This window comes from Bradyrhizobium zhengyangense (assembly GCF_022012555.1).
Taxonomy (GTDB): domain Bacteria; phylum Pseudomonadota; class Alphaproteobacteria; order Rhizobiales; family Xanthobacteraceae; genus Bradyrhizobium; species Bradyrhizobium zhengyangense.
Genome location: NZ_JAKLTZ010000027.1, coordinates 1 through 20,601 on the forward strand (window position 1 = coordinate 1; position 20,601 = coordinate 20,601).

At 60.1% G+C, this 20,601-nt stretch carries 18 protein-coding genes and 2 pseudogenes; 10 read left to right on the forward strand and 10 right to left on the reverse strand.

From position 1 onward, the window contains the following. Positions 1-120: 120 nt before the first annotated feature. Together L6639_RS39995 and L6639_RS40000 are read left to right on the forward strand one after the other, a co-directional pair. The gene (locus tag L6639_RS39995; protein ID WP_128929956.1) at positions 121-309 is read left to right on the forward strand and encodes a type II toxin-antitoxin system HicA family toxin; all 189 of its coding nucleotides are present in this window, start codon (positions 121-123) and stop codon (positions 307-309) included. Between the two features lie 5 nt (positions 310-314). Next, positions 315-713, forward strand: coding sequence for a type II toxin-antitoxin system HicB family antitoxin (locus L6639_RS40000; RefSeq protein WP_128929955.1), 399 nt, complete (start codon positions 315-317; stop codon positions 711-713). Between the two features lie 496 nt (positions 714-1,209). Here the strand turns inward: L6639_RS40000 and L6639_RS40005 are convergent, their stop codons facing one another. Together L6639_RS40005 and L6639_RS40010 are read right to left on the reverse strand one after the other, a co-directional pair. After that, positions 1,210-2,298, reverse strand: a complete 1,089-nt coding sequence (locus tag L6639_RS40005; protein WP_308421745.1) for a Fic family protein — start codon at positions 2,296-2,298, stop codon at positions 1,210-1,212. Continuing rightward, positions 2,255-2,563: pseudogene (locus tag L6639_RS40010) on the reverse strand (Fic/DOC family N-terminal domain-containing protein); the annotation flags it as partial. The pseudogene L6639_RS40010 and the gene L6639_RS40005, both read right to left, overlap by 44 nt. A 537-nt stretch (positions 2,564-3,100) precedes the next feature. Here L6639_RS40010 and L6639_RS40015 point away from each other — a divergent pair. Beyond that, complete coding sequence (locus L6639_RS40015) at positions 3,101-3,619, forward strand: helix-turn-helix domain-containing protein (RefSeq protein ID WP_249798546.1); 519 nt, start codon at positions 3,101-3,103, stop codon at positions 3,617-3,619. Beyond that, the gene (locus tag L6639_RS40020; RefSeq protein ID WP_128929953.1) at positions 3,612-4,835 is read left to right on the forward strand and encodes a type II toxin-antitoxin system HipA family toxin; all 1,224 of its coding nucleotides are present in this window, start codon (positions 3,612-3,614) and stop codon (positions 4,833-4,835) included. The genes L6639_RS40015 and L6639_RS40020 overlap by 8 nt, the downstream gene beginning before the upstream one ends. Positions 4,836-5,113: 278 nt before the next feature. Here L6639_RS40020 and L6639_RS40025 read toward each other — a convergent pair whose 3' ends face one another. The 7 genes and pseudogenes from L6639_RS40025 to L6639_RS40060 all read right to left on the reverse strand — a co-directional run bounded on the left by L6639_RS40025 (position 5,114) and on the right by L6639_RS40060 (position 11,226). Then, positions 5,114-5,434 carry a 4Fe-4S dicluster domain-containing protein gene (locus tag L6639_RS40025; RefSeq protein WP_128929952.1) on the reverse strand — a complete coding sequence of 107 codons (321 nt, stop codon included), beginning with the start codon at positions 5,432-5,434 and terminating at the stop codon, positions 5,114-5,116. Then, positions 5,431-7,046: pseudogene (locus tag L6639_RS40035) on the reverse strand (FAD-dependent oxidoreductase). The gene L6639_RS40025 and the pseudogene L6639_RS40035 overlap by 4 nt, the downstream one beginning before the upstream one ends. A 40-nt stretch (positions 7,047-7,086) precedes the next feature. Beyond that, positions 7,087-7,962, reverse strand: a complete 876-nt coding sequence (locus L6639_RS40040; protein WP_128929951.1) for an ABC transporter permease — start codon at positions 7,960-7,962, stop codon at positions 7,087-7,089. Next, positions 7,955-8,830, reverse strand: a complete 876-nt coding sequence (locus L6639_RS40045) for an ABC transporter ATP-binding protein (protein ID WP_206733218.1) — start codon at positions 8,828-8,830, stop codon at positions 7,955-7,957. The genes L6639_RS40040 and L6639_RS40045 overlap by 8 nt, the downstream gene beginning before the upstream one ends. Then, entirely contained in the window at positions 8,827-9,882 is a 1,056-nt protein-coding gene (locus L6639_RS40050; RefSeq protein ID WP_128929950.1) for an ABC transporter substrate-binding protein, read from the reverse strand. Before L6639_RS40050 ends, L6639_RS40045 begins: the two co-directional genes overlap by 4 nt. Positions 9,883-9,909: 27 nt before the next feature. Beyond that, positions 9,910-10,839: a TauD/TfdA dioxygenase family protein gene (locus L6639_RS40055; RefSeq protein WP_128929949.1), complete on the reverse strand. Its 930-nt coding sequence runs from the start codon at positions 10,837-10,839 to the stop codon at positions 9,910-9,912. A gap of 114 nt (positions 10,840-10,953) precedes the next feature. Then, positions 10,954-11,226 (reverse strand): hypothetical protein, encoded by a 273-nt coding sequence (locus tag L6639_RS40060; protein WP_128929948.1) that lies wholly within the window; start codon positions 11,224-11,226, stop codon positions 10,954-10,956. A gap of 253 nt (positions 11,227-11,479) precedes the next feature. Between L6639_RS40060 and L6639_RS40065 the strand changes: the two genes are divergently transcribed. From L6639_RS40065 to L6639_RS40090, 6 genes are all read left to right on the forward strand, one after another. Continuing rightward, positions 11,480-12,823 (forward strand): LLM class flavin-dependent oxidoreductase, encoded by a 1,344-nt coding sequence (locus L6639_RS40065; RefSeq protein WP_128929947.1) that lies wholly within the window; start codon positions 11,480-11,482, stop codon positions 12,821-12,823. Positions 12,824-14,023: 1,200 nt separating this feature from the next. Further along, on the forward strand, positions 14,024-14,896 hold the full coding sequence (locus L6639_RS40070) for a S1/P1 nuclease (protein ID WP_164934264.1): 873 nt from the start codon (positions 14,024-14,026) through the stop codon (positions 14,894-14,896). 641 nt (positions 14,897-15,537) lie between these two features. Continuing rightward, a complete protein-coding gene (locus L6639_RS40075) occupies positions 15,538-15,738 on the forward strand; it encodes a hypothetical protein (protein WP_128929944.1) in 201 nt (66 codons plus the stop codon). Between the two features lie 178 nt (positions 15,739-15,916). Continuing rightward, positions 15,917-17,029: a Fic family protein gene (locus L6639_RS40080; RefSeq protein ID WP_128929943.1), complete on the forward strand. Its 1,113-nt coding sequence runs from the start codon at positions 15,917-15,919 to the stop codon at positions 17,027-17,029. 388 nt (positions 17,030-17,417) lie between these two features. Further along, the gene (locus L6639_RS40085) at positions 17,418-18,470 is read left to right on the forward strand and encodes a DNA-processing protein DprA (protein WP_128929942.1); all 1,053 of its coding nucleotides are present in this window, start codon (positions 17,418-17,420) and stop codon (positions 18,468-18,470) included. Positions 18,471-18,478: 8 nt separating this feature from the next. Then, positions 18,479-19,579, forward strand: a complete 1,101-nt coding sequence (locus L6639_RS40090; RefSeq protein WP_128929941.1) for an HAD-IA family hydrolase — start codon at positions 18,479-18,481, stop codon at positions 19,577-19,579. 392 nt (positions 19,580-19,971) lie between these two features. On the opposite strand, the gene L6639_RS40095 is transcribed toward L6639_RS40090, so the two are convergent. Further along, positions 19,972-20,139 (reverse strand): DUF2934 domain-containing protein, encoded by a 168-nt coding sequence (locus L6639_RS40095; protein WP_128929940.1) that lies wholly within the window; start codon positions 20,137-20,139, stop codon positions 19,972-19,974. Positions 20,140-20,601: the final 462 nt, after the last annotated feature.

Sequence of the window (20,601 nt, forward strand, 5' to 3'; positions counted from 1 at the left end):
ATGCGTCAGTACTGGATGCCGACCCGCTACGCTCGCACAGGCTGATCACTGCAGACGTGGGAGCTCATACCGGTTACCATTGGGTTGACAGTCTACACATAGTGTGTATAAATACACACTATGAAAAGCCGGGAAATTATCTCGATCCTTCAAGGGGATGGATGGTTTGAGGTGGGCCGGAAAGGCAGCCATGTGCAGTTCAAACATCCATTCAAGAAGGGTCGCGTAATTGTTCCGCACCCCGAACGGGATGTCCCACTCGGGACACTGAAGAGTATTGAAAAGCAGTCAGGTCTCAAACTGAGGTAAGCGCCATGCGTAACTATATTGGTCTTATCCATAAGGATGCCGACAGCGATTTCGGCGTCTCATTTCCAGACTTCCCCGGAGTGATCACGGCAGGCAAAAGCCTTGATGACGCTCGTGCTATGGCAGAGGAAGCCCTCACCCTTCATATCGAGGGTCTTGCTGAAGATGGAGAAGCCATTCCGGAGCCCTCTACTCTAGAGGATGTTATGGCAGATCCTGATCATCGAACTGGGGTAGCTATTTTGGTGTCGGTCAAACCCGAACAACCAAAGGCTATACGTGTGAATGTCACCCTTCCTGAGGACGTTCTGAATCAGATCGACAAATATGCTGAAGCGCACGGCTTTACGAGATCGGGCCTCCTAACTCAGGCCGCGAAGAGACTCATAGGAGAAGCAGCCTAAATCAAGGCTCTGAGTTCATTCGAAAAAGACCGCAATACGATCAGACGGACGCATTGCGGAATGGGCACCGCTATGTGGGCCGATGCGATGTTGACGCTGTTCAAAGCGACATGCCGAGACGCAGGTTGAATTCTGCCGATCGGCACGAGCGTGGTCCCCGGCACTGTTACGTTGCACCCCCGGACTCCTCGGCACTCCGAGCCTGCGCGCCTTGATCTGCGTCGACAGCACCGTGAGCCACGTTCGATGGAACGAGGCGTGGGATTGCAGTTTGATGGCGAAAGCATTTGGACGAGGTGAATTCCGGCTCCGGCAGCAATTCGGTTGCGGGGGCCGATTTCGTTGTCAGACGGCCAGCCGTAGGCTCAACGGATAGCCAATACCGAATAAAGGCCGGCGGCGTGGACAGTGGTCGGCCAGTTGCGACGGATGCGAAGAAGGCCGCGGTTGAACATGACGCGAGCATCCATGGCCGTGGACCACCTGGACGATCCGCTTAGCTCTCGCGGCATAGTTTGCCTGCCCATAGTTCCAAATTTGCCAGTTCTAAATTTTTCATCCGCCAATACCGGCATAAGAGAACGGATTTATTTCGATGAAGCAGCCGGAGCGCCTCTTCGATTCTGAGCCGCAGCCATCTTCCGGAATTCGCTCTATGGCCCCTTGGGGCCGACCGAGATCTTGTCAGGACCGACCTCGGGACTGACGTTTGCGAGAACCGGCTCTTCGCCGAACGGGCGGTTGATGATGGCAAGCGCCTCCGAGGCGGCGTACGCGGTTGCGCGCGTAGCCGGTCCGCTCCCGTAGGATGCCCACCTCTTCCAGCTGCGCGATGCCCTGGTTGATCTGGGCGGTAGAGATGTCGAGAAGTTCGCGGAGCCGTTTCGCCGTCACGACCGGATAGTTGTGAAGCTCGTCCAGCGCCCGAAGAGCCGCAGAAACCCTTACGGAATTTCCGGCGACCCCTCCAGCGTTCGGACAACTCCGACAGCGCCTGCCGGGTGCGGATGAGCTCTTCAACGGTGGCGGTCACGGCGTCGGCCATGAACGTGATGATCGGCTCCCAGTCGAGCCGCTGCTGGGCGTTCTTGAGGGATGCGTAGTACGTGCCCTTCTTGCTTTCGATGTAGGGAGAAAGGTACAGCGGTACACGCTTCTCCGCCGCCATCATGAGCGGGAGGAGGAGACGACCCACGCGACCGTTGCCGGCGCGAAAGGGGTGTACCGCTTCGAAATGGGCGTGCGCAATGGCCATGCGCGTGATGAACCCTTGAGTCATCTGCTGCATGCCCTCGTTCCGGAGGTAGTCGACCGCCTGAGCGAGGCAATCTGGCACGTCGGGTGGGGGTGGAGGATTTATACTTGAATATGCGATGTCTTTGTTCCCGCCGATCCAGACTACGCGCGTTCGGAAGTCGCCGGGATCGTCCTGATAATCCGGGTCGTCCTTCATCACGCGCGATGGAGATCCTTGATCGATCAATAGTGAAGACGCCGTAGCCAAGCTCGGTGGCCCGCGGGACAAACCTATCGAGGGCGACGGCGTAGCTGCAGACCTGGCGTGCCTCGTTGCGGGCGCCGTCATCGCCCGTCTCTTCGACGGAAAGCAGTTCGTCGAGAGTGCTCTGGGTGCCTTCGATCGACGAGGAACTGACCGCCTCGCGCCTGGTAAGGATGGCGTTGACCGTCCCGAATGCCGCTTGTGCCGCTTCCAGGGCTTTCGCTGCACCGGGGGCGAATACGCCGTCCTCTGGAGGTGCCGGTGGAACGATCCCGTAGTGGGAATCGTAGGGTGGCGGAAGCCGTTTTAGGGTTTCCCGGATGGTGCGGCTGAGATCGCTACGCTTCATGGAACCCAAACTAAGAGGCTAATTTTGCTAGTTATATTTTGGGTTGTTGCAAAAAACCATAACACACCGCGATCGCTGAGGCTTTATTTTGGTTCGCAAGGAAGCAATTCCCTCGTGTTTATGAGTTCCGGCCTTTGCAAAGCGGGTTGATGGATCTGAGGCTCTCAAAGTCTCTTTCGTTATCGGTCCACGATGGATCCGTTCGCCTCTCGGCTATGGCAGCGATGATCGTCTAGGCAGCTAGGTTTTTCGCAGTTTCTTGCGCGGGCGGGAACGCCGCAGGGCCTGGGCCGGGCGGCCTAGTCAAGAGCCGGCCCGGCGAAGGCCGCGCGCAAGCGAAATTCGTCCGCGCTTCATCGATAATTTTACTTATCATGATGGCTGCTTGATAACAATACTGATCGGTCAGCTTGAGACATGTCGGCGTTTCGATATATAATACAGATCGAATGACTTATTTGATCAGGATAATATATTGTGACTTACCAAAGTGAAGAGCTCATCAAAGCCGCCTCCGCTCAGCGCGCAAAGGCGGGCATGAGCCAACGCGCGCTGGCGGCCCGCGCGGGTATGACCCAGGCGCACATCTCGCAAATCGAGACCAGTCGCCTCGAACCGGGCCTGTCGAGCTTCATGCAGATGGCGCGGGCGCTCGACCTGGAGCTCGTCCTTGTGCCGAAGAAACTTCTTCCCGCGATAGAGGGCTTACTGCGATCAAACGCTGCCGAATTCTCGTCCGAACAAGGATCGTCGGATGTCTTCAGCAAGGCCGAACGCATCGTCTCTGGTCAAAGGAAACGCTATGGCAGTTCAGCCACCCTCGACCGCATCGCCGAATATTTTCGCTTTCTGAAACAGGTCCATCTTTCAAAAACCGACCTGGCACTTGTCTCAGATATCGTCGAGAGCCTGCGTCCCTATAGCGTCGAACCTATACCCAGGGCTCTGCTGGAAGATTCTGCAGGCGCGTTACAGGGTGTACGCAACAGGGTCGCTCATCCCGAAGAAGCCCCTCGCCCCGCCTACGCTCTCGACGATGAGGACGACGATGCCTGACGTATCCGTTCTAAATGTCCACCTGCACGATACCCCGATCGCGACTCTCACACTCGTGCAGGGCGATCGTTCGCTGCTCGCCTTCAATCAGACCTACATCGATGACGCCCACCGTTCCACCTTGAGCCTGTCTTTCAAGGACTCGTTCGGGAATCTGCTCACCTCGTTCAAACCGTATCAACAAGTTCTCGCGCCATTCTTCTCCAATCTTCTGCCGGAAGGGCCGCTTCGTCGCTATCTTGCGGAACGGGCGGGCGTGAAGGAACGGCGCGAGTTCTTCCTCCTGTGGATGCTGGGCCGAGACCTTCCGGGTGCCCTGTCGGTCCACCCGGCCGATGGAGACGCGCTGCCCCCCCAGGTCGAGGAGAATCTTACGCCCGATAAACGGCAGAACATGATGCGCTTCTCGCTTGCGGGCGTGCAGCTGAAGTTCTCCGCGCTCAAGAATGATCCCAAGAAGGGCGGACTCACTATTCCGGTCGAAGGTGTCGGCGGTTCATGGATCGTCAAGCTACCGTCACATCAGTATATCGGCGTGCCTGAGAACGAATACTCCATGATGACCCTGGCGAAGGACATCGGCATGGATGTGCCCGAGCTTCAACTGATCGACGTCGAGGCAATCAAAGGTCTTCCGGACGGAATCGGCGAACTCGAGGGGCGGGCGTTTGCCGTGAAGCGGTTCGACCGCACGGCTGATGCTCCGGTCCACATGGAGGATTTCGCTCAGGTATTCGGCGTCTTTCCGGATGAAAAATACGACAAGGCGAATTACCGAAGCATCGCGCGTGTCCTCGGCATTGAGACTGGTGAGGCCGACCTCGCCGAGTTCGTCCGACGACTCGTATTCAGCACACTGATCGGCAACGCCGACATGCACCTGAAGAACTGGTCATTGATCTACCCTGATGGGCGGACACCCGTCCTGTCGCCCGCCTACGATCTGCTCTCGACTATTGCGTACATCCCGGACGACAAGATGGCGTTGAACTATTCGCGCACGAAGAAGATGGCCGAATTCTCAAAGGACGAGCTGGCGCATCTGGCTGCCAAGGCGAAGATGTCGGAGACGCTTGCGCTCGAAACGGCTGCGGAAACGGTGCAGCGCTTCAAGAAACTTTGGAAGGAGCGCAAGACAGAACTCCCGCTGCAACGACAAGTCATCGAAGTCATCGATGCACATACCGAGACGATCCCGATCTACAAGGAGCTCTAAGGCTTGAATAGCCGGGGTTTCTGACAGAATAGAGTGAGAGACGCTTCCTTCCCACTGGTTATTTGAATTCGATGAAGTCCCTGCGCGCGGACTGTGGGGTCAGGCGAGCCTCGCCCGGCGCTGGATATGAAATTCTTGAGTTGCGAGTAGACCGTCATTGACGGTTTCTATCAGATCTATGCGTCGATCCCAGCGAAGTTGCCTCCATCGCGTTACGCACCTACGCCGCAACGTTAGTCGCATTGATGGCGGAGCGGGAGCGAATGCATGCACTGTCCTCAATGCACAAAGAGGAGGTAGCTGCGATCAGCGTTGCGCCGATTGCTCGTCTCGTCGGTCCAGCCGACGGCACGGCGATAGCTGCCCATCACCCCGGCCTCCTTGACGGTGACAAGATCGACCCGCTCTGTCTCATCGGCAAAAGGGGAGACGTAGAGCGCGTCCTCAGGACAATAGAGCTCGCAGAGGAAGCAGGTCTGGCAATCGCTCTGCCGCGCGATCACCGGAAGCCCGTCCGTTTTGTCGAATACGTTGGTCGGACATACCGCGACACAAATGTCGCAAGAGGTGCAGCGCTCGCTATCGATGACCTCGATCATTCCGCAGCCTCCGCGTAAGCCGCCTCGGCATGGGGCCGGACGGCGGTCCAGACTTCGTCAAGGCCGCCCGATGTCAGGTAGTGGCGCTGCCGATGGTCCTGCTCGGGGAAATCGTCACGACGATGCATGCCGCGGCTTTCCTGACGCGCCAGTGCGCTGCGGTACATCCATCGCGCTGTGGCCAGCATCGCCGCGCTTTCACGCGTGCGGAGCAATTCGGCCGCGCCGGCAGCGCCTGCTTCCGAGACATCGCGCCAGGCGGCATCGAGGCGCGCCAGCGCACCACCGAGCCGTGAGGCCTCGCGGAAATAATTCAGCTCATAGGGGAAGACCTCGTCCTGGACGGCTCGCGCCAGCGCGGCCGGCTCGAATGCGCGCCGCGACCGGCTCCGGAGGCCGACCGTTCCAGCCGAGGACAGCTCTCGACCGTCAGCGGCTTGCCGCGCGTAGTCCGCGGCGCCCTGCCCGGCCAGCGTCCCCGACGTCATCGCCCAGGCGGCGTTGTGGCTGCCGCCGCCGGTGAAGCCACCGCAGATCAATTCGCGCGTCGCCGCATCTCCGGCGGCATAGAGCCCGGGGACGGTGGTTGCGCAGGTCTCGTCGACGATGCGAAGGCCGCCGGTGCCACGCACGGTGCCTTCCAGTCGCAGCGTAACCGGAAAACGATCCTTGAACGGATCGATTCCGGTGCGGTCGAAGGGCAGGAAGAAATTCGGTTGCGAGGCCCGCATGTGCAGCTGGACGTCCGCGTCGGCCTTGTCGAGCCGCGCATAGACCGGCCCCCCGAAGCAGGGCTCGGGCAATCGCGGAACGACCGCCTTTGGATGCAGCACCAGCTGCCGTCTTCATAGGTGAAGTTGGCCCAGCCATAGAACAGCGTCTTGGTGACCGAGCCGAACGCCGGCGAGATCGCGTAGGGATTGGAAAACTCCATGCTGCTGAATTCGGCGCCGGCTTCGGCGGCCATGAGATAGCCGTCACCGGTGAGCACGTTCGAACCTAGCGTCTTGCTCAGAAACGCACAGCCGCCGGTCGCAATCACCACCGCTTTGGCGCGCACGGTCCAGCGATCCTGCTTCTGGCGACGCAGGCCGCTCGCGCCCGCAACCGCCCCGGCCTCGTCGAGCAATAATTCCAGCGCCGGGCTGTGATCGAGGACGGTGACGCCGGCCTGCTTGGTCCGCTTGCGCATCAAGCGCATATATTCGGGGCCTTGCAGCGAGTTGCGCTGCGACTTGCCGTGGTCATCCACGGGATAGGGATAGCCCCATTCGGCGAGGCGATTGCTCTGCTGAAAAGTGAGATCGAGCGTGCGGACCATCCAGCGGCGGTCCTGAAGATATCCGCCGAGCTTCTCGCGGCTCGCCATCGACGCCTCGCGGTCAGTCGGCGTGGGATCGACGTACCAGACGCCGGTTCCCGCCGCCGCGGTCGAGCCCGAGGTGCCGCAAAAGCCCTTATCGGCGAGAACAACACGCGCGCCGCGTTCGGCCGCGCTTACCGCTGCCCAGGTGCCCGCGGGCCCGCCACCCAGCACCAGCACGTCTGCATCATATTCGACCGATCCTGAAGGTGCGGACCTACGCTCGGCGCGATGGATTTGGTTGGTCATTGAACACGTCCCCAAGTTCGAACCATTACAATTGGCGCGCTCACGCCGAAACCGGCGCCTTCCAGCGCATGAAGCGCCGCTCGATCACCTCGAGCACAGCGTTGAACGCCAGCCCGATCACAGTGATGCCCAGGATGCCGAAATACATCTGCGGGATCAGGAAGCTGTACTGGCTGTTGATGATGAGATAGCCGAGCCCCGCCTTCGCCCCGACCATCTCGGAGGCGACCAGCACCAGCATGGCAGAGGCGCTGGCGAGGCGAATGCCGACGAAGATGGTCGGAAGCGCTGCCGGAAGAATGACCTTGCGGAACAATTGCTGCGGGCTCGCGCCCATGGTGCGCGCCGACTTGATCAGGAGCGGATCGACCTGCTTGACGGCGGCGATCGTGTTGAGCAGCAGCGGCCAGGCGCAACTGTAGATTACCATCGTGATCTTCGACATCTCGCCGATGCCGAGCAGCAGGATGAAGACCGGCAGCAGCGCCAGCGGCGCGGTGTTACGGCAGATTTCGATGAACTGGTTCAGGAGATTGCCGAGCCGCGCGTACCAGCCGACGAGAAGGCCAAGCGGAACGATCAAGGCAACCGAGATCAGAAACCCGCTCAAGGCACGCAGCAGGCTTGCTGACACGTCGTCATAGAGCTCGCCGCTCTGTGCGAGCTGCCAGCCGGCGGCAATCACCTCGGAGAACGGCGGCAGGAATACCGGATCGACCACCCCAAGTCGCGGGGCAACCTCCCACACCGACAGCAGCACGATGAGCAGCAGCGAGCGATGCCCCAATGCGCCGAGCGCGCGCAGGGCAGCATGAAGCCGGCCGGCGATCCGTGGGGATGCGCGATCTCCGCCTGACAACGCGTTCGGACGCCCATGCGCGAGCTCCAGCAGCGTCAGCGTTTCAAGGCTAGACATGCGCGATCTCCTTCACGTCACTGTTGCCGCGACGGACATCGGCGGGGCGGCTCGATTGTCCCTGCTGCGCCTTCTGCACCTCTTCCCGGAGCAGGCTCCATATCTCGTGCCTGACCTGACCGAACTCCGGCAGCGAACGCACGTCCTCATCTTCGCTGCGCAGCGAGGCCGGAATGTCGAAGATTTGCTTGATCCGGCCCGGGCGCGAGGTCATCACGGCCACGCGTTGGCCAAGCGCTACGGCCTCGTCTATGCCATGGGTGATAAAGACGATGGTCTTGCCGGTGGCGCGCCAGATCCGCAGCAGCTCGGTCTGGAGCGTCTCGCGCGTCTGGGCATCCAACGCGGCAAACGGCTCGTCCATCAGCAGCACCTCGGGATCGTAAGCAAGACTGCGGGCAATCGCGACGCGCTGCTTCATGCCGCCGGAGAGCTCGTGCGGATAGCGGCTGGCAAATCCGGACAGGCCAACGAGGTCGAGGAAATGCCGCGCGATCTCGCGTCGCTGCGCGGCCTTCAGCCCGGCGATGTCGAGCCCGAACTCGACATTCTCCAGGGCGGTGCGCCAGGGAAACAGCGCGTATTGCTGGAACACGATGCCGCGGTCGCGGCCGGGCCCTTTGATCTGCCGCCCGTCGAGCAGGATGCGGCCGCTGGTCGGCGTCGTCAGCCCACCCAACAGATCGAGCAGGGTCGATTTCCCGCAGCCGCTGGGACCGACCAGGGCCAGGAACTCACCAGTGCGAACATCGAGCGTGATGTCCTCGAGGGCGGTGAAACGGCCCAACGGGCCGCCTCCCTCGCCGCGCGTCACGAATTCCTTGCGGACGTGTTCGAAGCTGATTTTGATCGGGCTCGCTTGGGTCACTGGGCCTCCGCCGTCTTGCCGGGACGGAAATAGTTGAAGGCGTTGGTGTAGGTCTCGGAGGCCTTGACCTGGCCCGGCTTGAACAGACCGTCCTTCTCCAGCCAGTCGATCCACACCTGGATCTCGGCATCCGAGATCACCCCGCCTTTGCTCGCGACGCCCGTGCTCTTCCAGTATTTGATCGGCGTCGCGTCCTCATTACGTTTGCGCTCCGCGATGATGCGCCCGAAGCGCGCGCGCACCTCCTCGGGCGGCGTCGACTGCGCCCAAGCGATGGCGCGCGAAATGCCCTCGATCAGCTTGCGTGAGGCCTCCGGATTGTCCTTGATGAACTTGTCGCGCAGGACGTAGGAGCCGCCGGTGAAATTGCCGAACAGACCGGTGTCGTTGAACAGCGAGTGGATGCCGCCACGCTCCAGTGCCTTGTCGCGCAGCACGCCGCTAAGGGTGCTCACTTCGACCTGGCCCTGGCGTAAGGCCTGTTCACCGCTGACCGGCGGGATCGCGACCAGCGTCACCTGCTTGGCTTCCGCTGATGTCAAGCCGTTGCGGGCGAGATATTCGCGGAGCACAAATTCCAGATGGGCACCGAGCGTATTGACGGCGACCTTCTTGCCGATCAGGTCGCGCGCGGTCTTGATTGGGCTGTCGTCCCTGACGAAGTAGCCGTTATAGGTGTTGGCGTCCGAGCCGTAATAGCCGACCACGGCCTTGATGGGCGCCTTTGCCGCGATCAGCTTGAGGATCGCGCCGTAGAAAGCCCCGCCGATGTCGATATCCCCGGTCACCACGGTCTGGATGTCCTGTGGGCCGCTGATGGTGTTGCCGACCCATTTCAGCTTCAGGGGCGCCAGATAGCCGAGGTCGTCGGCGAGCTCGATGAAGGTCACCTGCCCCGCCCAGCCCTGATACCGGATCTCGCTCTTGTCGAGCGGCGGCTCGGCGAAGGCGGGAGCGGCAAGGCCCAATGCCAGCGCGCTGACAAGCAGCCGCCGTGCGGCGCTCCGTGCAGCACGATGCCGCGCTTGAAAAAATTGAAACAGAGAGTTCATGTGTCAAACCCGGTCAAGTGTTGGAGATCAAGCGGCCTTGGGCGCCTGCGCCTTCGGCGCCTTGACGCGCGTCACGCTGTGACGACCGTCGACGCTGACAGGCACTTCCCCATCGATGGTGGCGCGGCGGACGACGCGGTGCTGATCGCCATAATCGTTGACGGCGTAGTGCTGGGTTGCCCGGTTGTCCCAGATCGCGAGGTCACCGGCCTGCCAGGTCCAGCGTACGGTGTTCTCGGGCGCGGTGATGTGGGACTGGAAAAGCTCGAACAGCTTCTGGCCATCATATTTCGGCAAGCCGACGAAGCGCTGCACGAAGTTGCCGAGCACCAGGGTGCGTTCGCCGGTTTCGGGATGAACCCGCACGACCGGATGCTCCGTCTCATAGATCGTGCCGGTAAAAACCTCGTCGAAATGCTTGCGATCCGCTTCGCTCGCGGGCGTCTTCACCGCGTAGTCGTAAGCGTTGCTGTGGACCGCCCAGAGCTCGTCGGCAAGCTTGCGCAGCGGCGCCGGCAGGTCGAGATAGGCCGCCGCCGTGTTCGACCACACGGTATCGCCGCCGTATGGCGGGATCACAACGCCACGCAGCACCGAGATTTTCGGATAGGCATCGACGAAGGTGACGTCCGTGTGCCACTGGTCTGCACGACCGCCGCCACGACCTGAATCGAGCTCCAGGATCGATGAAGTGCCCTTGGTCGCACCGACCGTCGGATGCGGCACGAGCTTACCGAGCCTGATAGCAAAGCGCTCCTGCTCGGCATCGTCGAGATGCCCCTGGTTGCGGAAGAAGGTGACCTTGTGCTCCAGCAGCACATGATTGATGGCGCGAATGACGTCGTCGGACAAATCGCCTGATAATTTGACGTTCCGGATTTCGGCACCGAGCCGGGCCGCACGTTTGACGATATCGGCGCGCGGAATGACGTTGTCGATGGTGATCGGGTTGCTCATGATCGTATCTCTCATTGAATTCGTGGACAAAGCTCCGCCATACGCCGGTCATGCCGGCGGCGGCGGACAGTGACGGGTGGTTTCCTGGTTGGCCCTAGGGGATCACGTCGGCGGCTAGACAGTCGGCAGCAGGCGGATCCCGGCGGTACAGCTCTCCGCCATCGCCGCAGTGCGAAGCGATGCGCACAGCACCATTAGCCGGGCCACATTGCGAACGATGTTTGGATCGGATTGCCGCATGGTGAACGACCTCGCTTGGACGTTGCCGATGGTAAAAGCGATGGCGCTCCAGTCAATGAAACGAAACCAGCGTTGTTTTCGGCGCCGCGCAATGATCGCTTCGTTGGGACGGCGAGCACGGAAAGATTTGCGATCATGACGGCCCATGCGAGCGCCTCACATGCGCGAAGACGAGCAAAATCGAGCCAACGGACGCACGAAACGACGCGGTTCATTTGCCTTGATCACCAGCACGAACGCACTCATCTCCCGCTAGCGACGCGCTCGTATCGTTCATGCTCGCTTCGCCGACAACAACGCAAATTCATTACATCGACAGCTTTGCGAGCATCGACATAGAGTCAACTGCAACGCGCGCGGTGACGCCGCGATCCGGAGATAACCAACCATTGCGAGCCAGATGATGAGCAAACGCCAGCTTTCCCTCAACTTCTTCATCTATCCGGACGGTCATCACGAGGCCGCGTGGCGGCACAAGGCCTCGACGACGGACCGCATTCTCGACGTCACCTACTATCAGGAACTGGCGCAACGCGCCGAAGCGCACAAGTTCGACGCGGTCTTCTTCGCCGACGGGCCGGTGCTCTCGGATAACGTCCGCTACGCGCAGCGCTTCCGGCTCGAGCCGATCACGCTTCTCGCCGCGATCGCGTCGGCTACCACGCACATCGGCCTGATCGCGACCGCTTCAACCACCTACACCGAACCCTACAATCTCGCTCGGCTGTTCGCGTCGCTCGATCACCTCAGCCGCGGGCGTGCAGGATGGAACATCGTGACGACAAGCTCGCCACAGGCAGCGCAGAACTTCGGCCTGCCTGAGCATCCTCCGCATCACGAGCGGTACGAGCGGGCGCGCGAATATCTCGATGTCGTCACCGCGCTATGGGACAGCTGGGAGGACGATGCGCTCGTCAATGACCCCGTCTCCGGCATTTTCGCTGATACCAGCAAGATCCACGCGATCGACCATATAGGGAAATACTTCCGCGTGCGCGGCCCGCTCAACGTCTCACGGACGCCGCAGGGCCGGCCCGTCTATGTCCAGGCCGGCTCTTCCGAGGACGGACGCGCCTTCGCAGCGCGCTTTGCCGAGGCCATCTTCACGGCGCACCAGACGTTGGCGAGCGCGCAGGAGTTCTATGCCGACATCAAACGGCAGGCGCGTGCGTTCGATCGCAGCCCTGACCAGATCAAGATCCTGCCCGGCATCTCGCCGTTCATCGCCAGCACACAAGCGGAGGCCGACCGGCTTCAGGACGAGTTCAACGCGCTGATCCAGCCGGAGTTCTCGCTCGCCCAGCTCCGCCAGATGACCGGGCTCGACCTCGCCGGCTTTGATCTCGATGGCCCCTTCCCACGTCACCTGATCGATACCGACGGTGCGCATGGCGTTGCCAGCCGCTTCAAGCTGATCGTCGACATCATCGATCGCGAAAAGCCCACGATCCGCCAGCTGGTGCAGCGCCTCGCCGGTGCGCGCGGGCATTGGGTCATCGCCGGCCCCCCGGAAAAGATCGCCGACAACATCCAGACCTGGTTCGAGAACGGCGCAGCCGACGGTTTCAACGTCATGCCTCCGTGGCTGCCGGGCGGGTTCGACCTGTTCGCCGAACAGGTCGTGCCGATCTTGCGCAAGCGCGGCCTCTTCCGCCGTGATTATGCGGGCAGCAGTCTGCGCGATCACTACGGTTTGAGCCGCCCGGCCAGCCTGTTCTCGGGCGCCGTGCGGGCCATTGCGTGAGGGTGGAAAACCAGTCGGGCCGTGCGCACGTCGTCTCTTCAGCAAGGTGCGTTGCCGGTTTTGAACAGAATGTCCGCCTCAGAACCGTCCAGCCTGACCAATTCGCAGCGCCGAAACGCCAAGCCAGTCGTTGAAAGCAGCAAGAAAAAATGCCGTGATCGCAGCACGTCTGGCGATCCGTCGATAAGAACGCGGGCGCCAGTTTCGGACGCCTCGATTAGTATACAGTTGCGCCACCATCGCCCGTCCGCTGCCAGGAGGGTCATCCGATGTTCATGTTCAAAACGGACGAATCGGGTTCCTCTCTTGGTCGGGAGCATCAAGACTCCGCCTGACGGCGCCTTCAAACAAAATCATTGCAATTAGAAGTCGAAGAGCAGAAGGCCAGCGCACGTCTCTGCCCAGACCGAAACATCAAAGTAACTGTGGCTTGATCCGCGCCGGCTCCGATCTAGCGGTTCTCTATAAAAAGGTGAATGCAAACAGGCTTGCGCACAGGAGGACAAATCCCGCTCCAGTCAGGCCCAGGAAGCTTCCTGAGATGAGATCATGTTCGCGCATGAGTGCCTCAGCTGTCTCTGCCAGCTTCGAATCAGAGCAGGTTTGGAGCGGCTGTTGTTAGCCCGCTTGCTCGCACTTTTTCGGCTATTGCGCGTTGAAAATGCATTTTTTGGACACTGCTCGAGACGACTGAGGCGTGTTGCAGCAGCAGGCCTCGTTTAAGGCTTGGCATACGACTTAAGCTGCTTGGACGTTGGCCGTACAAGATGGTCCAGAACCTCCGTCCAGGTAGATGTGAGCGGCTTCATAATTGCGATAAGAGTTCGGGAGTATCCTTTCGACATGCGTGGGTCTCTGATTGTCCTTGCCATCTTTGCAATTATCTTGGCCGTGCGCGGACACCAGCGTGAGAGTGTCGCGTTGCGTCCGACGGAAGCCATGCCGCCTGTCAACGTACCTTAAGGCTTGGCGGGAGCAAGGAATGCGTTGGCAAGATGCTGATCATTTGGGGCGTTTATCTCGTCAGTCAGATTCGAAGAACTATCCGCCGGCGCCGGTCGAGGGCAGAGCGCGGTGAGCAGCGCTATCGGAAGCGTTGAGACAGCCCAATCCGCGGAAACGTTCCGCCGTGCCCGCGAGATGCGGCGAGAGCCGACACAACCATCTGTTTGACATGCGATGCGTTTTTTGGAGGTTGCCGTGACAAAGCTTAGAGTTCTACTTCCCGCCTGCATTACCATCCTGGCGGGCAGCACGTCGACTGCGCTCGCGTGGGGACAGCTCGGGCATTCCGTGATTGCTGAGCTCGCGCAGCGACATCTCACCCCGGCTGCCACGACCAAGCTCAAGGACCTGATCGGAGAGACCTCGTTGGCGTCGATCTCGAACTGGGCTGACGACTACAAGTTCACGGCAGAAGGGAAGAACACGTATCGCTGGCACTTCGTCGACATCGATGTCGCCCGCGCCACTTATGATTCCGCGCTGGACTGCAATGAGGCAAACAATCAGGGCACTTGCATCGTGCGGGGCCTGCCTGAGGCGATTGCGGTGTTAAAGGACACTTCGCGCAGTAAGGACGACAGGCTGCGTGCGCTCAAGCTGGTGGTTCATCTTGCGGGTGATCTTGAGCAACCGCTTCACGCAAGTGAACGGGATGGCGACCAGGGTGGTAACAAGTTGCACGTCATATTGCGTGCCAAACGCTCGGATGGAACGTCATACACGCGCGCATCGACGTTTCACAGCATGTGGGATGATTCTCTGATCGACCTTCAGGCCTATTCGTGGGGAAGCTATGCGGACGCAATCGACGGTGCATCGTTGCCGGCGGTTGAGCCCGCTCCCTATGATGAGGCACGCATCGCTGCTTGGGCCAATGACACCCATGCGCTCGGGATAAGGGCCTATCAGCTTCTGCCTCAAGGTGCGCCGGAGCAGAACGACGCTGGTCATCCCATTGAGCTCGGAGCGGAGTATGCCGCTGCCGTCAAATCAGATCTTGATGGCGAGCTGGCAAAGGGAGCTGCGCGATTGAAAGCCATCCTTGAGGATGCACTTGGAGATTCGTGATGTGAGGCGAGCGTTGACCAACAGACGCGTCCGATCACAACTTTGTTCATCTCTCGAAGGCAACGCGAAACGCCGCCGTTGATTTGATATTTCTGCGCCCTTATTTGCGTCCTAGAGGTGGCGTCGGCTGCTACAGCACCGCCAGCTCGTTTGATGAAACCAAGGCTGGAAATGCAGTCGACGACGAAGCATTTGGACGAGATGAGAGGACCGTCGGCTCCAGCTCTCGGGGACGGTTTCGTTGTTGCGCTATTTGGACGGCGGCCACAGCGGGCTATCCGCCCACTTCCGCGCAGCTGGATCGTGCAGGGGATCGCCTCCGCAGGCGAGGCAGACGTAGCCCGGCCGGCCGGGCGCCTCGTCGTCAGGCACGGCCGTCATCGGCTTGCCGCAGGTCGGGCACAGGGTTTCGGCTTGCGTAGAGCCTTGTGATCGGATTTCCCCCCGTGTCGCGCGGCGATCAGGATGGAAGGCGCTTCCTACCCAGATTGCCGCGCTACACCTCCGCTGTGAGCTTAGTTTCTCTGGCGCCGTGAGCTCAAGCAGATCCTTTAAATCCGTCCGACGCATCAGCAGGCCCTTGACGGAACGCGCATCCGGCAATGATATTCGGGTTATCAGTGATGTTGCGGGGGGGCGTCGTGGAAGAGTTCTATAGTGGCTTTGCGCAGCGGGCGCGCGATCTAGCAGAGAAAGCCGACCCATTCACCAAGCGGCGGCTTCTCGACCTCGCCCAGCGTTACGATCTGAAGAGCAGACCGGGATCGCCAGGCGTTCGGTCCCTCCCGCCGCCCCGCGCAACGCCGCCGACGGTGCTCTTCTCCGGCGCTGGCGAAGTGTGATCCAACCCTTCGAAGCGATTACCGCCCGCCCGAGACGGTTATCTTCTCCGGACTCTCATTACGCAGGTCCCCGAATTCTCTTGCTGAGATTATGGCAATTTTCTCATCATTTGTTGCAGAGAATAGCTTGTCAGCGCAATGATTAGCTTGCATAATCTCTGCAAGAGATGATGAGATTATGGCCTACATTCATGAACTGCCTGCTTGGCCCACATTCACTTGGGATATGCAGCGGATTGCAGACCGATTGGCGGCGGTCCGTCATAAGCAGGGCCGCCTGCTCGGCCGGATGGAGCGGCTCGGATTCCCCCTCAAAACTGAGGCTACTCTTCAGACCCTCACTGAAGAAGTGGTGAAGTCGAGTGAGATCGAGGGTGAGATCCTCGATCATGCGCAGGTTCGGTCCTCCATCGCTCGTCATCTTGGTATGGACATTGGGGGCCTTATCCCTGCCGACCGGTACGTCGAAGGCGTGGTCGAGATGATCCTCGACGCCACCGAACACTATGCCGAGGAGCTAACTGCCGAACGCCTCTTCGGCTGGCATGCCGCGCTCTTCCCCACTGGGCGCAGCGGTATGACCAAGATAGTCGTCGGCGCGTGGCGGACGGTCGAGACTGGACCCATGCAAGTTGTCTCGGGCCCGATGGGTCGCGAGCGCGTACACTATGAAGCTCCATCGGCCGAGCGTCTCGATGCGCAGATGCAGACCTTCTTGGAGTGGTTTAACCGTAATATCGTTAGCATCGATCCCGTGTTGAAGGCCGCTCTCGCTCATCTTTGGTTCGTGACCATCCATCCATTTGAAGACGGCAACGGTCGTATTGCGCGTGCGATCGCTGACCTTGCGCTGGCAAGATCAGAGCGGAGCCCGCAAAGGTTTTACAGTATGTCCGCGCAGATTCGGCGCGAGCGGAACGACTACTACTCAATTCTCGAGCGGATCCAGAAAGGAAACCTCGACATCACCGATTGGATGGCGTGGTTCCTGGATTGCTTAGATCGCGCCTTTGACAACGCGGATGCCATTCTCGGGAGAATTCTCCAGAAAGCGGACTTCTGGGATCGTCATGCGGCTCGCCAGCTCAATGAACGTCAACGAACTGTGCTTAATTGCCTGTTCGATGGATTTGAGGGCAAGCTAACGTCCTCAAAGTGGGCAAAGCTAACGAAGGTCTCCCAGGCGACGGCGGCAAGGGACATTGAGGAATTGATCGAACATGGCATCCTTAAGAAAGATGCCGCCGGGGGCAGAAGCACCAGCTACTCGCTCGTTGACACACACAGCTGATGGCGGAACGGGAAGGATGAGGAGGAAGAAGCATTTGAGAAGATCCTCTCAACGCAACTTAACCGCAACATCGACGTCGTTAATTCGTCGAGACAAGAACTCTCGTTGCTGAGGCTTCCTCAACACGGGTGATCGGCTCTATCAACCTGCTGATCGAGTAGGCCGGCTTGCCTGCTTACGCTGTGATGACCTATTGTGCAGATGTCCATCGATGTGCGGATGCCAAGCGCAAGTTCGTGTTCACGGCAATCTTGATCCTTCGCCGCCGCCGATCTCCTAGGGTGCTCGCCATTTACTGCGTTAACCTCGGACTCGTTCATCCTCGTCCTTAAGAGAGACTGTCGTTCTAGAACGCCGAAGTAGGGCAATTTGAAAGGCGTTGAATGCGATGATTGGCACCGAGACACGAACTGCAGCCGGCATTCTCACACTCACCGCTTTGCGCGGTATCGGCCCTGCTACGGCCGAGCGTCTCGCTGAACGATTCTCGCTTCTTGAAGCGATTTTGGGCGCCGAGCCTGCGAAGCTTCGATCGGTCGTTTCGGCCGCGGTGGCTGAATGCCTTCAGGAGCCCGCCGCCATTGTTAAAGCCAGCGAGAAGGCACAGCGAGTGCTCGACGAGGCGGATCGGCGTGGGGTGCGTGTTCTGTCGATCTTCGATACGGATTATCCAGTGGCTCTGCGCTCTCTTGCCGATCGCCCGCCCATCCTGTTTGTGAAGGGCCAGCTTCCGCCGCGCCGCAGCGTCGCTTGCATCGGCACGCGCGAGCCGTCCGAATTCGGCGAAATCGTCAGCGATAGGATCGTGGAGACACTGGTCGGCGCCAATTGGGCGATCGTGAGTGGCCTTGCGATCGGCGTCGATACGTTGAGCCACCAAAGCGCATTGCATCACGGCGGGCGGACCGTCGCTGTGATGGCGGGTGGTCTTGAGGGCATTTACCCGAAGCAGAATAGCAAGCTCGCCGAAGAGATTCTGGAAAAGGATGGCGCGCTGATCAGCGAGCAGCCTTTCGGCGTGCCGCCATCCCCGCGCAATCTTGTGCAGCGCGATCGCCTGCAAAGCGGGCTTTCGATAGCAACCTTTGTCATGCAGACAGACATCAAGGGCGGCTCGATGCACACGGTGCGCTTCACGATCCAACAGGACCGCGTGCTGTTTGCGCCAGTGCCGCAGGGCCGTCATGCCACAGAGCCTAAGAGCCAGGGCATCTTGGCCATGACGCAGTTGCCCGCGAGCCGCTTCGCCGAAGCTGTGCGGGCTGAAGGTGACTACCGACGCATACTCGCCGAGAGGTATGGCAACCGCCCGGTGGCTGTGCCGCTAGCCAGCAAGGAAGACTACGCCTCCATGCTTGGCTTATTGGAAAGCCGCTTGGCTGGTGGCGAAACCCAAACAGTCGCTCCGCCGTCGTCACCCACGCAGATGTCGATGCTCTAACGGCTGGGATGTTCCTGTTTGACCTCGACATGACGCTTTTCGATAGCTCGGCCATTGCGCAGCAACGTCGCTTTCAGATGTGGGACAATGTCCGGCAGAATATGCATCTGATCCGGCCGTTCCCCGCGCAAGGCCGCGCGGCGCCTCATGAGCTTCCCGCCCTTCTCAGGGCGGACGGACAGAGGATCGGCATCGTCACCTCTTCGCCTGAATGGTACGCGACTTCAGTCCTCCAGCAATTCCGCATCCCTTACGACGTGCTGGTCAGCTACGGCAATACCCAGAACCACAAACCCGACCCCGAGCCGATCCTGGAAGCGCTACGTCGTGTCGGCGTGGCTGCGACGACGGAAACGCTCTACATCGGTGATGATGTCGGTGACATCGAAGCCAGTTACCATGCCGGGGTGACTTCTGTTGCGGTCCGATGGGGGCCTACGTCAATCTTCGAGCTTTCCTCCAGTGCACCGGACGTCTTCATGTCGAAGGCATCCACCTTGCTGAGACGCGAACATTCCTGGCCGCGGCTATATTGGCGAAGCGTGAGCGCAGCCGTGTTGTCGCTGAAGAGTGATGATACCCACGCCAAGATTCTCGGTGAGGCCGTAGGTCGAGCCATCGCAACCCTCGACTGGGCACCGGACTATGTTGTGCCGGTTCCGATGAAGCCTTCTCAACAGCGCAATCGCTTTGAATTGCTGCTCAATGAGGCAGCAGATCATTTCGATGAGGACATCGAACTGGAGCTGAAGGGCCTGCGTGTCGTCAAGGAAATCGAGGGCTACAAGCAGATGAATTCGCTGGAGCGCGCCGAAGCAATCAAAGGCGCTTTCCATTCTAATTTCAGATGGAACAATAACAAGATCTTGCTGATCGACGATGTCTACACGACCGGGGAGACCACCGGGGAATGTGTCCGGACACTCGCCGCCAGCGGCGCCGGCGAAGTCAGGATCATGACGCTGGCGAAGGACCAGCGGGTATTTGCTCGCAAGACCTGCCCCGCCTGCGGTCGCTCTATGAAAATCCGGGAGAATCACACAACCCATTTCAAATTCTGGGGCTGCTCGGGTTATCCTCACCACTGCCAAAACACTGAAAACTTCTAGAGCATGATCCCGAGAAGTGTGCAGCGGTTTTCGGAGGCTCAAACAATAACCTAAAGCGCGACGAGGATTCATCTCATTCTCATCGCGCTTTAATGTGCGCGTGAGCGATTGATCCGCGCTCCAAGCCAGAAAACATGCCGAGCGAGCGCGGAACGAACGACGCCATCGACAACGACCGGCATTGAAGAAGAGGAAGACGGACGTGGATCTGAATGGCCAGCGGTTTGAGGCCCGTCCAATCAGACGTGCAGAGCTCACGCGAGATGAGAGTTGACGTTGACGAATAACCCGGCCGAACCGTTTCCACCCGTCTGCTCGTCGCTCACTCCGCTCGGGCGGTCTTGCGGGCACGCACAACATGATCCCGTGTAGAGAGTGCCAAACGGCGGCGGCTAAATCGCGTCAGGCGAGCCATTTTCCGGAGCGCCGCGCTCTGCCTGCTCCTGCAGCTCGCGTTCGGCTTGATGCCAGAATTCGAGTTCGCGCCCTTCCGGCCTGCCTGCTTTCTCCCAGAGCTCGTGGGCCTTGTTTTTGATCTGCTCTTCGGTCGGGAATGCCATGGCGGACTCCGCGGGGGCACGGTCCCGCCTTTGGGGGGCTTTGGGGGTATGCGGCAGGACCGTGGGGGCACAAGGGCCCTTTCATTGAACCGCCCAGAAGCCAGCATGTTCCAATAACCAGGGCGAGGCATGAGATGCGCCCGAGCAAAATTAGCGCGCTCCAACCTCAGAAGGCCGGAAGGCCTAGCTAAATTTCCCCTCAGCACGATCTTACCTTCACGAGCGTATGATGCGTTTAGATGCAGACGTGCGGGCCGCTGCCGGCCGCCTTGGCGACCGGCTCCATCCGCGTGCAGCCAAAGGCGTCGCTAGAACACCGGCTTGCTTGTTGTCATGCGCTGCGGCTCGCCAGCTACAATCGCATCGAGAAAAGCGCTGTTGATATTGGTGCCCTCGCTGACAGCAGGCGACTTTACTTCCATCGCCTCCAGGGCACGGGGCTCTGTTCGGTGACGCGCTATC